This window comes from Streptomyces sp. NBRC 110611 (genome assembly GCF_001590865.1).
GTDB lineage: Bacteria > Actinomycetota > Actinomycetes > Streptomycetales > Streptomycetaceae > Streptomyces.
Genome location: NZ_BBUY01000004.1, coordinates 542435 through 555226, shown reverse-complemented (window position 1 = coordinate 555226; position 12792 = coordinate 542435). Strand labels below are relative to the sequence as shown.

Annotated in this window: 10 protein-coding genes; 3 read left to right on the top strand and 7 right to left on the bottom strand. The window is 73.3% G+C overall.

Features of this window, described 5'->3' with window-relative positions; genetic code table 11:
* Positions 1-30: 30 nt before the first annotated feature.
* The 6 genes from AZE13_RS13280 to AZE13_RS13255 all read right to left on the bottom strand — a co-directional run bounded on the left by AZE13_RS13280 (position 31) and on the right by AZE13_RS13255 (position 6178).
* Positions 31-972, bottom strand: a complete 942-nt coding sequence (locus AZE13_RS13280) for a hypothetical protein (protein ID WP_107288327.1) — start codon at positions 970-972, stop codon at positions 31-33.
* Positions 973-1117: 145 nt separating this feature from the next.
* Entirely contained in the window at positions 1118-2641 is a 1524-nt protein-coding gene (locus tag AZE13_RS13275; protein WP_066930589.1) for a hypothetical protein, read from the bottom strand.
* A 143-nt stretch (positions 2642-2784) separates the two neighbouring features.
* The gene (gene pcp, locus AZE13_RS13270) at positions 2785-3429 is read right to left on the bottom strand and encodes a pyroglutamyl-peptidase I (protein ID WP_066930588.1); all 645 of its coding nucleotides are present in this window, start codon (positions 3427-3429) and stop codon (positions 2785-2787) included.
* Between the two features lie 36 nt (positions 3430-3465).
* Positions 3466-4434 (bottom strand): DUF979 domain-containing protein, encoded by a 969-nt coding sequence (locus AZE13_RS13265; protein WP_066930587.1) that lies wholly within the window; start codon positions 4432-4434, stop codon positions 3466-3468.
* On the bottom strand, positions 4431-5141 hold the full coding sequence (locus tag AZE13_RS13260; RefSeq protein ID WP_066930586.1) for a DUF969 domain-containing protein: 711 nt from the start codon (positions 5139-5141) through the stop codon (positions 4431-4433). The genes AZE13_RS13265 and AZE13_RS13260 overlap by 4 nt, the downstream gene beginning before the upstream one ends.
* A gap of 293 nt (positions 5142-5434) precedes the next feature.
* Positions 5435-6178, bottom strand: coding sequence for a GntR family transcriptional regulator (locus tag AZE13_RS13255; RefSeq protein WP_066930585.1), 744 nt, complete (start codon positions 6176-6178; stop codon positions 5435-5437).
* Positions 6179-6406: 228 nt separating this feature from the next.
* Between AZE13_RS13255 and AZE13_RS13250 the strand changes: the two genes are divergently transcribed.
* The 3 genes from AZE13_RS13250 to AZE13_RS13240 are packed head-to-tail and all read left to right on the top strand — an operon-like array spanning position 6407 to position 8795.
* Positions 6407-7288: a LamB/YcsF family protein gene (locus AZE13_RS13250; RefSeq protein ID WP_258527769.1), complete on the top strand. Its 882-nt coding sequence runs from the start codon at positions 6407-6409 to the stop codon at positions 7286-7288.
* Complete coding sequence (gene pxpB / locus AZE13_RS13245; protein ID WP_066930584.1) at positions 7285-7935, top strand: 5-oxoprolinase subunit PxpB; 651 nt, start codon at positions 7285-7287, stop codon at positions 7933-7935. The genes AZE13_RS13250 and pxpB overlap by 4 nt, the downstream gene beginning before the upstream one ends.
* The gene (locus tag AZE13_RS13240) at positions 7932-8795 is read left to right on the top strand and encodes a biotin-dependent carboxyltransferase family protein (RefSeq protein ID WP_066930583.1); all 864 of its coding nucleotides are present in this window, start codon (positions 7932-7934) and stop codon (positions 8793-8795) included. The genes pxpB and AZE13_RS13240 overlap by 4 nt, the downstream gene beginning before the upstream one ends.
* A 29-nt stretch (positions 8796-8824) precedes the next feature.
* Here AZE13_RS13240 and AZE13_RS13235 read toward each other — a convergent pair whose 3' ends face one another.
* Positions 8825-12460, bottom strand: a complete 3636-nt coding sequence (locus AZE13_RS13235) for a hydantoinase B/oxoprolinase family protein (RefSeq protein WP_066930582.1) — start codon at positions 12458-12460, stop codon at positions 8825-8827.
* Between the last annotated feature and the right edge of the window lie 332 nt (positions 12461-12792).

Below are 12792 nucleotides of genomic sequence, written 5' to 3'. Positions count from 1 at the left end.
TCGGTGGCGTGTGCGGTCGGCGGCGTGCGGTCAGCCCGAGTGGAACGGCAGGCCGGCGTCCGCGACCAGGTCGAGGTCGTCGGTGTCCTCACCCGGGAGGAGCGATCCGCTGCCGTCGCCGACGGGGACGATGCCCAGGTCCAGGAGCTCGGCCATGGCGGCGCCGCCGGCCATGTCGCGGACCTGGAGCTGGTAGCGGGCGGTGGTGCGGTACGTGCCTCCGGCGTCGTCGCCGGTGCGCTGGAGGAAGCCGGAGTCGACGAGGAAGGTGACGGCCTTGGCGATGATGCCGGTGGTCGAACCGGCCAGCCGCCGGGCGTCCTTGGTGGCGCCGGTCGCGCTGCGCCGGGCGTAGATCCGCCAGGCGGACTCCAGGCCGGGGGCGTCGGCGACCGGATCGGTGTTCTCGCCCTCCTGCTCGGCGCGCTCCTCCAGGCGGCGGCAGGCCTGCCGCACGAACGCGTCGACGCCGTTGACGGTGATCCGGCCGATATAGCCGTCGTCGGCGAGGTCCTCGGGGCGCGGGAAGGCCAGCGCGGCGACCGCCAGATGCGCCAGGCCGTGCAGGAAGCGGTCGGCGGAGTCGGCGGAGGCACGGCGGGCGTAGTCGCCCATCCGTACCGCGAAGACGGAGTCCTCGGCGGCGGTGACGGCCATCCCGGCGCGGGTGGAGACCTCCAGGACGACCAGTCCGAGGCCGGTGGCGACGGCGTCGGCGAGCCGCGCGAAGGCGGGTTCGTCCCGATAGCGGCGCAGCAGCTCCCCGTACTCGGCGTCGCGCGCGGGCAGCAGCTTGGGCTGGAGCCCGAACGACACCAGCCGCGCGGCGTCGGCGGCGTCGGCCGGGGCCAAGGACGCGGGCCGCGGCGCTGCCGGCTCGGCGTCGGCGGTGGCCGCGGACCGGCCCGGCTCGCCGGTCCCGGACGCCGGATCCGGCTGCTCCGGCACCTCGTCGGCGTCGTACTGGATCACGGGACAGGCTCCTTGCGGGGGACGGTCGGTATGTGCGCTTGCCGGTGGACGGGCCGGCGGCCGGGCGGCGGCAGAGGCCGTCGGCGGCCGGCGCCGGATATCAGCGGTACGCCGCATATCGGCGGTACGCCCTGGCGGCGGGGCATCAGGCCACCTCCGAGCGGTCGGCCGCCATTCCGGCGGCGTCCAGCAGAGCCGTACCCACGATGAGGTCGGCGCCGCCGAACTCGGGGTCCGTCAGCTCCGTGCCGTCGTCGACGGCGAAGAGCAGCTGCTGCTCACCCTGGCGGTAGGCCGTGCCGACCGGCGGGCTGGCGGCGTGCACCGCCAGCAGGGCAACGAGGTAGGGGAGTTCGGGATCGCTGCGGCGGGCCTCGGCGAGCAGGCCGGAGAGCCGGCGGGGCGCGTCGGCGGGCAGATCGAGCAGCGCCATGGCGGCGTCGAGCTGCGCCTCGCTGAAGCGGCTGTCGTCGGGGGTGGCCACCAGATCGGGCTCGGGCATCTCGGCGCCGAGGTGTTCGCGCTCCACGGGCGGGGTGAGCAGCATCTCGACGAGGTCGCCGACGCGGACCGACGACGGGGTGCGCAGGCCCGTGCCCTGGGCGAAGAAGGCGTCGGTGACGCGGATGGCCTGCTCGGCGGGGAGCGGGAGCACGGGCGCGACGAGCTGGCCGTACAGGTCGAGACCGGAGCGGGCGGCCGGGGCGGCGAAGGCCTGCCGGTCCTGTTCGGCGCGGAACAGCGGGCCGGCCTCCAGCAGCCGGGACTGGAGCTGGGTGTGGCGGCGGATGCAGTCCTTGACGATGTCGACCAGCTCGGCGGCGCGGCGCTTGTGGTCGGGCTCCTCGGTCTCGTCGCGGGCCTTGCGGATGTTGGTGAGGATGGCGTTCTCGTGGCGGTAGCGCTCCGCGACGTGATCGAGCGCCTCGCTGATCATGTCGGGGACGGTCTCCAGCCAGTCGACCGCCCGGACGTTGCGCCGGGTGGCGTCCAGGGTGCGGCGCAGCGCCTCGGCGTACTGGACGGTGCGGTAGCGGGCCTGTTCGGCGGCGAGCTGGGCGTCGGCCAGCCGGCCGCGGCTGATCAGCACCTCCAGCTTGACCTCGGCGGCGATCTGGGCGCTGGTGACGTCCGTGTCGAGCGCACCGACCAGGACGTTGACCGCTTCGTCGGTGGCGCGGAGGTAGACGGTGCCCCCGGCGCCGGGGACCTCCTCGATCAGCTTGAAGTCGTAGTCGCGGCGGACGTACTCGCCGTCGGTGGTGAAGGTGCCGTAGACGGCGCGGAAGCCGCGGTCGACGCTGCCGACGTTGATCAGGTTCTCCAGCACCCAGCGGGCGACCCGCTCGTGCTCACCCGTGGGACGGCCGGGGGTCTGGGCGGCCACCCGGGGGAGCACCTTCGCCACTATCTCCTCGTGGTCGGCGCCGGTGTCGAAGTCCATGTTGAGGGTGACGAGGTCGATGACGGCGAGCGCCACCTCGGCCATCGCGTAGACCCCGTACTCGCCCGCGAGGTTGGCCTTGCGCGCATCGAGGTCGTGCAGCGGCGCGGTGCAGGCGAGGGCACGCAGCCGACGGGCCAGGCCTTCGTCGGCGGCCGGGCCCGGCGCGGGGCGGTTACCCCCGTTGAGCTGGGGCGCAGCGGGCCCCGGGGCGGGATGAGTCACGTCGCACAGAGTAGGCGGTCGCACTGACAACGGACGAAACGGCGCGGATCCGCTCACGGCGGAACGGCGGGTGGATCCGTTGACGGGCGGCTGCCGGACGACGCTTCGCCCGGTGCGTCATTCTACGGCGTGGGCCGCGGCGCTCAGTGGGTGGCCCCGCCGGCCGCGCGGAGGTCCGTGCGCGTGCGGGCCGCGGTGGCGACGATCTCCCGGAGGGCCCGGGCCGCCTCGGCGACCGGCAGCGACGGCTGGGACCGGCCGGTGACCTGTTCGGGCGCGTAGGGGACGTGCACGAACCCGCCGCGGATCCCGGGGAGTTCGGTGGCGATGAGGTGGGCGAGTCCGTAGAAGACGTGGTTGCAGACGAAGGTGCCGGCGGTCTGGGAGACCGAGGCGGGCAGCCCGGCGGCCCGGACGGCCGCCACACAGGCCTTGACGGGCAGGGTGGAGAAGTACGCGGCGGGGCCGCCGGGCACGACCGGCTCGTCGATCGGTTCGGCGCCCGCCGCATCGGGTATCCGGGCGTCGTCGACGTTGATGGCGACGCGTTCGACGGTGATGTCGGGGCGGCCGCCCGCCTGCCCGGCGCAGACCACGATCTCGGGGCGGGTGTCCTCGATCGCGGCCCGCAGCACCGCGAACGACGCTCCGTAGACGCAGGGCAGCTCGACGGCGAAGGCCTCGACACCGGCCGGCGGTTCGGCCGCGGCGGCGCGTACCGCCTGCCAGGAGGGGTTGACGGCTTCGCCGTCGAAGGGTGCGAATCCGGTCAGCAGTACCCGGGTCATGAGGATTCCTCCGGTCGGAAGGCGAACGGCGCCCGGTCAGAAGGCGAACAGCGCCATGATCACGATGTTGCAGCCGAGCAGCACCCCTGCCGTGGGCAGCTGTGCCCGGATGGGCCCGTACTGGTCCCTCAGCTCCAGTAGGGCGGCCGGGACGATGTTGTAGTTCGCGGCCATGGGGGTGATCAGGGTGCCGCAGAATCCGGCGAGCATGCCGATGGCCAGGACGGCGGCGGGGTTGCCGTGGAAGTGCCCGATGAGGACGGGCCAGCCGACGGCGGCGGTCATCACGGGGAAGGCCGCGAAGGCGTTGCCCATGACGAGGGTGAAGGCGAACATGCCCACGCAGTAGACGACGACCGCGACGTACAGCGAGTCCTCGGGCAGGACCGAGGCGGCGAGCTTGCCGACCTGACCGCCGACGCCGGAGACCTGGAAGATGGCGCCCAGGGTGGCCAGCATCTGCGGCAGCAGCATCGCCCAGCCCATCGCCTCCAGCAGGGAACGGCCGGACTGCACGGGGACCGAGACCCGCTTCTCGCGCAGCATGATCATGCCGACGACGAGGGCGGTCACGGCGCCGATCCCGAGACCGAGGATGGTCTCGCTGCCCTCCTGAAGGACCGGCCGGCCCCCGATGGAGAGGTGCTTGACGCCGATGGCACAGGCCATGGCGACGACCGGGATGGTGAGCGCGGGGACGAACAGCCGGTTGCCGAGCCGGGCGGCGCTCGCGGTGCGCTCCTCGGGGGTGGTGGTGCGCGGGGTGCCGCGCCCGGTGAAGCCGAAGCCGGCCAGGCAGGCCATGACGAGCACGGCGACGCCCAGCGGTTCGGCCGGTGCCTGCTTGGTGACGACCCAGCTGCTGTAGATGAAGCCGGCGCCGGTCAGGCCCCAGAAGGCGGCGGTGCCGTAGCGCTTGGGATTGCTGCGGTCGGTGACCATCTGGGAAGCCATCACCAGGAAGCTCAGGCCGACCAGCCAGTAGAACCACTCTGCCTTGATCACTGTGCGGCCTCCGTGGCGGCGTCGGACCGCACGTTGGCGGTGAGCAGTTCGCGCTCCAGTCCGCGGTCCAGGCGCAGCAGCCGCCAGCCGTGGACCAGGAAGGCGCAGACGGCGGTGGGGATCGCCCACAGCGCGAGGTGCAGCGGTTCGAGGTGGGTGCCGTAGGTGGTGTTGACGAAGCCGGTGATCAGCAGGATCGAGCCGACGGCGAGGAAGACGTCCTCCCCGAAGAACAGGCCCACGTTGTCCGCGCTGGCGGCGAAGGACCGGATCTTCTCCCGTGTCCGGCCGGGGAGCCGGCCGTATGTGCGCTCGGCCGCGCCCTCGGCCATCGGGACGGCGAGCGGACGGACGGTCTGGGCGTGCCCGAAGACGTTGGTCAGCCCGACGGCGGCACCGATCTGCCGCAGGCCCAGGTAGAGCGCGAGGAAGCGTCCGGTGGTGAGCCGGGCGAACCGGGCAATGAGGGTGCGGGCCTGCTCCTGGAGGCCGTAGCGCTCCAGGAGGCCGATGACCGGGAGGGTGATGGCGAAGATCGTCACCGCCCGGCTGCCGGCGAAGCCTTCCCCGAAGGCCGCGAGCACCTCGCCGGGCGACAGTCCGCCCAGGAAGCCGGTGGCGATGCCCGCCACCCCCACGACCAGCAGGGGATTGCGCTTCGTGGCGAAGCCGATCACGACCACGAGCACGCCGAGGAGCACGATCATGGATCCGCCTTCCGCGTACGGGACCCCGGAGGGCCGGGGAGAGGGGGTGCAGAGAGTCCGGGAGGGGTGCGGAGATTTCAGCGGGAGAAATTCCGGCGGGAGTTGCGTCGGGGAGTGCACCGGGGGTTGCAGCGGAGGCTAGGCGATTGTTCAACGATCCGACAAGAGGTCTGCATGGATCCGAAGAAGAGATCTGCTCCGCGAAGAGGTCTGCCCACGGGAACCACGGAACTTCGCGGGGCGCGCACCGCGGAACCGCGCGGAACCCCGGGGCACGGGCCGCCGGACCCCGCTCACTCCCCCGCGATACGCCGGGCGTACGCCGCGGACAACTGGACGCGTGAGTCCTCCAGATAGGACCGCAGCAGCCGCTCCGCCTCGGCGGCGTCGCCCGCGTGCAGCGCCTCCAGGATCTGCCGGTTGCGGGTGAGATAGGGCGCGTGGAAGCGCCGCGGATCGGCCATGACGTGGAAGACCAGCCGGAGCTCGGCCAGCACGCCGCGCATCAGCTCATCCGTGCGGGGGCTGTCCGCCAGCGCCACGATCGCCTGGTGGAAGCGGATGTTGGCGGTCGACAGGTCCTGCCACTCCCGCGCCTCCGAGGCGGCCTCACCGGCCCGCACCGCGGCCTCGATCGCCGCGATGGCCTCGCGCACCCGGACGTCGTACGGCCCCTGGCCCAGTCCCCGTACGGCCGCGCACTCCACGAGCGTACGTACCCGGTAGATGTCGTCCAGGTCCTCGATCGTCACCACCCCCACGAACACTCCGCGGTTGAGCTGGTGCACCAGCAGCCGCTCGTGCGTGAGCAGCCGGAACGCCTCCCGCAGGGTGTTGCGCGAGACGCCCAGCGCGCCACCGATGCTCTCCTCGGAGAGCCGGGTGCCGGGCGGGAAGTAGCCCTCGGTGATCCGGTCGCGCAGGATGTCGGCGACCCGCTCGGCGGTACTGGAGCGGCCCAGCAGCGCGCGGTCCCGCGCCAGCTCCGAGACCTCGGCGAGCCGCCGCTGATCGTTGTTCGCCACTCCGCCGGCCATACCGCTCCGTTCAGCGCTCCCGCCTGGGCCCGTCCGGCGAAAGTCAATACCAGCTGAGGGGACAACACAACGGCCCCGGACCGGATCCCCTCACACCTCTTGTCGGATCGTTCAACAATCCTCTACGTTGTCCGGAACACCGGTCGGCCCGAGTGCCCTCGGAGGAGAGCTACTACGGATACGGGCCGGCCGGACCGAGCGTCTCTGGAACGGACGGACCTGACGGACATGACCGACGTGGCGGCCCCCGACGACCTCACCGATCCTCCCGCCGTCACCCCCACCGTCACCCCTGTCGCCGACTCCGTCACCGGCTCCGTCACCGGCCCCGCCCACACCCCCGTCATCGACCTCAACGCCGACCTCGGCGAGGGCTTCGGCCGCTGGCGGCTCACCGACGACGAGGCCCTGCTGTCCATCGTCACCAGCGCCAACGTCGCCTGCGGCTTCCACGCCGGCGACCCGGCCACCATGCGCCGGGTGTGCGAACTGGCCGTCGAGCGCGGGGTGGTGATCGGCGCCCAGGTCTCCTACCGCGACCTGGCCGGCTTCGGGCGCCGCGCGATGGACGTACCGCCGGACGAACTGGCCGACGAGATCGCCTACCAGATCGGTGCGCTGGAGGTCTTCGCACGCGCCGCCGGCAGCCGTGTCGGCTACGTCAAACCGCACGGCGCGCTCTACAACCGCTGTGTCCACGACGAGGAACAGGCCGGTGCCGTCATCGAGGGCATCCGCACCGCGGGGAGCGGACTGCCGGGCGGCGGGCTCCCGGTCCTCGGCCTGCCCGGTTCCCGGCTGCACCACGCCGCCGGGCACGCCCAACTGCCCGTCGTCGGCGAGGCATTCGCCGACCGCGCCTACACGCCCGAGGGCACCCTGGTAGCGCGCCGCGAGCCCGGTGCGGTGATCCACGACCCGGACGAGGTCGTCAAGCGCTCCGTCGGCATCGCCCGCGACCGGACCGTCGCCTCGCGCGACGGCGGCCCGGTCGCGGTCACCGCCCGCTCCCTCTGCCTGCACGGCGACACGCCGGGTGCCGCGGACCTCGCCCGGCGCGTCCGGTCCGAACTGACCGCCGCCGGTGTCCGCGTACGGAGTTTCGTATGAGACCGCTGCCGGTCGGTGAACACGGCCTGCTGATCGAGCTGGACAGCGCCGAGAAGGCCGCGGCGCTCCACGCCGAACTGCTGCGCCGGGACGCCGGCGGCACCCTGCGGTGGGCCGGGGGCGGGTCCCGGACGGCGTCCGGCGGAGAGATCGTGCCGGCCGCCCGCACGGTCTTCCTCGACGGCCTCGCCGACCCGCGGGGGCTCCGCGCCGAGCTGGCCTCCTGGGACATTCCGCCACACGCCGCCGGCGACCGGCCCACCGTCGAGATCCCGGTCCGCTACGACGGCCCCGACCTCGACGCCGTGGCCGCCCTGTGGGACACCACCACCGATGACGTGGTCCGACTGCACTCCGGCACCGAATTCCACGTCGCCTTCTGCGGCTTCGCCCCCGGGTTCGGCTATCTGACCGGTCTGCCCGAGCCCCTGCACGTACCGCGCCGGGCCACCCCCCGTACCCGGGTCCCGGTCGGGTCTGTCGCGCTGGCCGGCCCGTACACCGGCGTCTACCCGCGCTCCTCCCCCGGCGGCTGGCAGCTGATCGGCACCACCGGCACCGTGCTGTGGGACCCGTGCCGGGAACCGGCGGCGCTGCTCACCCCCGGTACCCGCGTCCGTTTCGTGCCCCTGGAGACCGCCCGATGAACGACCGCGCCCTCTCGGTCGTCCGGGCCGGGGCGCTCACCACGGTGCAGGATCTCGGCCGGCCCGGCCATGCCCACCTCGGCGTACCGCGCGCCGGCGCCCTGGACGAGCCGGCGCACCGCCTCGCCAACCGCCTGGTCGGCAACCCCGAGTCGGCCGCCACCCTGGAGACGACGCTCACCGGCTGCGCCGTACGGGTCCGCACGGCGACCACCGTGGCCGTCACCGGCGCCCCCTGCCCGGTGACCGTCGACGGCCGTCCCGCCCCCTGGGGCGCCCCGGTCCGCGTCCCGGCGGGCGCCGTCCTGGACGCCGGCCCGGCCACCCACGGGGTGCGCTGCCACCTCGCCTTCGCGGGCGGTATCGACGCCGCGGAGGTACTCGGCAGCCGCGCCACCGATCTGCTCTCCGGCCTGGGCCCCGAGCCGCTCACCGACGGCGCGGTCCTCCCGCTGGGCGCCCCGTACGCCCCGTCGGCCGGCGCGGACGCCGTCCCGCACCCCGGCCCGGTGGCCGAACTGCTCCTGCCGTTCCTCCCCGGCCCCCGCGACGACTGGTTCACCGACGCCGGACTGCGCACCCTGGCCACCGGCCGGTTCCGGGTCTCCCCGGCCAGCAACCGCATCGGGCTGCGGACGGCGGGCCCCGCACTGGAACGCGCCCGGCACGGTGAACTCCCCAGCGAGGGCATGCCGTTGGGCGCCCTCCAGGTCCCGCCCGACGGCCTGCCGGTGCTGTTCCTGCACGACCACCCCACGACGGGCGGCTACCCGGTCGTCGGCGTGGTCCCCGAGCGGCACCTGGCCCGGGCGGCACAGGCGGCGCCGGGGACACCCGTCCGGTTCCTCCGTATGCGATAGGGCACGGAACCAGCTCACCCGGCTGCCGTTCAGCCGCGCTCCGGCACCCCGTACCCGCCACCGCCCGGGGTCCGTACGACCAGTACGTCGTCCACGCCGGCCTCCGCCGCGTCACAGCCGCGCAGTCGCACGCGCGTTCCGTCGGCCCGCACGATGGCGTTCGCGCCCAGCGCCCCCGGCTCACCGCCCGCCATCCCGTACGGCGGGACCCTGCGATGGCTGGTCAGCAGAGCGATGGTCACCGGCTCCAGGAAGCGCAGCCGGCGCTCGACACCGCAGCCGCCGTGCCAGCGCCCGCCGCCCCCGCTCCCGGCGCGGACGGCGAAGCTGTCGACCCGGACGGGGTAGCGCCACTCCAGCACTTCCGGGTCGGTCAGCCGGGAGTTGGTCATATGGGTCTGTACGGCGTCCGCGCCGTCGAAGCCGTCGCCGGCGCCCGAGCCGCTGGCGACGGTCTCGTAGTACTGCACCCGGTCGTTGCCGAAGGTGAGGTTGTTCATCGTGCCCGAGCCCTCGGCCTGGACACCGAGCGCGGCGTAGAGCGCGCCGGTGACCGCCTGGGAGGTCTCCACATTGCCGGCGACGGTGGCCGCGGGGTGGGCGGGGGCGAGCATCGAGCCCTCCGGGATGCGTACGTCGACGGGCTTGAGGCAGCCGCTGTTGAGCGGGATGTCCTCGGCGACCAGGGTGCGGAAGACGTAGAGGACGGCCGCCATCACCACCGAGGTCGGCGCGTTCGCGTTGCCCGGCTGCTGGGGTGAGGTGCCGGCGAAGTCCAGTACGGCGCGGCGCGCGGCGCGGTCGACGGTCAGCGCGACGCGGATCTCCGCGCCGCCGTCGGTCTCGTAGCGGTAACTCCCGTCCGACAGCCCGGCGATGATCCGCCGCACCGATTCCTCGGCGTTGTCCTGGACGTGCCCCATGTAGGCGCGTACGACATCCAGACCGAACTCCTCGGTCATCCAGTGGAGTTCCTGGATGCCCTTCTCGTTGGCGGCGATCTGGGCGCGCAGATCGGCGAGGTTGGCGTCCGGTGCGCGGGAGGGGTACGGGCCGGAGGTGAGCAGTGCGCGGGTCTCGCGCTCGCGCAGCTTTCCGTCGCGCACCAGCAGCCAGTTGTCGAAGAGGATGCCCTCTTCCTCGATGGTGCGGCTGAAGGCGGGCATCGAACCGGGGGTGATGCCGCCGATCTCGGCGTGGTGGCCGCGGGAAGCAACCAGGAACAACAGCTCGTCACTGTGCGTTACCCCATCAGAGGTCGCCGCGAAGACCGGGGTGACGACCGTGACATCCGGGAGGTGGGTACCGCCGTGGTAAGGATCGTTGATCGCATAGACATCGCCGGGCCGCAGGTCGTCGCCGCGCCGGCGGAGCACTTCCTTGATCGACTCCCCCATCGAGCCCAGATGCACCGGAATGTGCGGCGCGTTGGCGATCAGATTGCCGTCGGCGTCGAAGAGCGCACAGGAGAAGTCGAGCCGCTCCTTGATGTTGACGGAGTGTGCGGTGTTCTCCAGCCGGACGCCCATCTGCTCGGCGATGGCCATGAAGAGGCTGTTGAAGACCTCCAGCATCACGGGGTCGGCTTCGGTGCCCACGGCGGTCCGGTCGCCGCGCGGGCGGGTCCGGGTCAGCAGGAGGTGGCCGCGGTCGCCCACGACCGCCTGCCAGTCCGGGTCGAGGACCGTGGTCGCGTTCTCCTCGGCGATGATCGCCGGACCGGTGAGGGTGTCGCCGGGGCGCAGGTCGGCGCGCCGGAAGAGGCCGGTGTCCCGCCGGCGTCCGTCGGCGTACATCCGGACGGTGGCCGCGGGCCCCAGCTCCCCTTCCCTGCCGCCCTGCCGTACGTCGTATCCGCGGGCGCCGCCGGCCTCCCCGAGCGCCTCGACCGACACCGCCTCGGCGACCAGCGGTTTGTCCATGGTGAAGGCGTAGCGCTCGCGGTGGGCCCGGACGAAGTCCGCGGCCATGGCGTCGGTGCCGGCGAGCGGTACGCCGATGGTGGAGTCGGTCCCGGCGTAGCGGACCAGGACCCGGGCCCGGGTGGTGATCGACGCGTCCGGCACCCCGTCGTCGCGGAGTTCACCCCGGGTCCGGCCGGCGAGCGCCGCACAGACCTCGTGGACGCGTGCCATGGCCGCGGCGTCGGTGAACTCCGCCTCGACGGCCTGCTCGCGCATCGCGGTGGCGTCGGCGACGCCGATGCCGTACGCGGAGAGCACCCCGGCCAGCGGCGGGACGAGGACGGTGGTGATGCCCAGTGCGTCGGCGACCGCGCAGGCGTGTTGGCCGCCGGCACCGCCGAAGCAGGTCAGGGCGTAGCGGGTGATGTCGCGGCCGCGCTGGACGGAGATCTTCTTGACCGCGTTGGCCATGTTGAGCACGGCGATGTCCAGGAAGCCGGCCGCGACCTCCTCCGGGCCGCGGTCGTCGCCGGTCCCGGCGGCGATCCGGGCGGCCAGTTCGGTGAAGCGGGTGCGGACGGTCCCGTCGTCCAGCGGCTGGTCGCCGTCCGGCCCGAAGACGGCGGGGAAGTGGCCGGGCTGGATCCGCCCGAGCATCACATTCGCGTCGGTGACGGTGAGCGGGCCGCCGCGCCGGTAGCAGGCCGGTCCCGGGACGGCCCCGGCGGAGTCCGGGCCGACCCGGTAGCGGCGCCCGTCGAAGTGCAGGACGGAGCCGCCGCCGGCCGCCACGGTGTGGATGTTCATCATGGGGGCTCGCATCCGTACGCCCGCGACCTCACTGCCGAAGACCCGCTCGAACTCACCGGCGTAGTGCGACACATCCGTGGAGGTGCCGCCCATGTCGAAGCCGATCACCCGGTCGTGGCCGTCGCCCGCCTCGGCGGCCGTACGGACCATGCCGACGACGCCGCCGGCCGGCCCGGACAGCACGGCGTCCTTGCCGCGGAAGCGCGCGGCCTCCCTCAGCCCGCCGTTGGACTGCATGAACATCAGCCGGATGCCGGGGAGTTGGGCGGCGACCTCGTCGACGTAGCGGGCCAGGATCGGGGAGAGGTAGGCGTCGACGACGGTGGTGTCGCCGCGCGGTACCAGCTTCATCAGCGGGCTGACCTCGTGCGAGCAGCTGACCTGCGGGAAGCCCGCGCGGCGGGCCAGCTCGGCGACGGCCCGCTCGTGGTCGGGGTGGCGGTAGCCGTGCAGCAGGACGACGGCGGCGCTGCGCAGCCCGTCCGCGCGGGCCCGCAGCAGCGCCTCGTGTACCCGGTCCGCCTCCAGCGGCCGGATCAGTTCACCGTGCGCGCCGATCCGCTCCGGCACCTCGATGACCCGCTCGTAGAGCGCCTCCGGCAGCACGATCCGCCGGTCGAAGATCCGCGGCCGGTTCTGATAGGCGATCCGCAGCGCGTCCCGGAAACCCTCGGTGGTCAGCAGTACGGTCGGTTCGCCCGTACGCTCCAGGAGGGCGTTGGTGGCGACGGTGGTGCCCATCTTGACGACGGAGACCCGTTCGGCCGGAACCGGCTCGTCCGGGCCGAGCCCCAGCATCATCCGGATACCGGCCACCGCGGCGTCCCGGTAGCGCTCGGGGTGGTGCGAGAGCAGCTTGCCGGTGACCAGCTGTCCGTCCGGCCGCCTGCCGACGACATCCGTGAACGTGCCACCGCGGTCGATCCAGAACTCCCAGCGTCCGGTCGTCATCCCGCCATTGTCGCAGCGCCCTCCGTCCCGGCGGCGTCTTTCGGCAGCATGGATCCGGTACGGGACGGCGGCCGGCCGCCGAGGGCGAGCCCGGGCGACGGCCCGACGGACAGTCCGGCCCCGGCAAGCGCCGTAGGGAAACCGCGGGCCGGCAGCCGGTGGCCGCGTTCAGCGACCCAGGGTTCCTCTGCAAGGTGCAGATGCACCCCACCGTGGCGGGCGGAGAGGGCGTGGACGACGGTGTTGACGGCCCGCATCCGGCGCGCCGGCGAACGGGCCGGCGGCGGCTGGCTTCCCACGTTGTCGGCTGCGGCGCCGTACCTTCCGTTTCA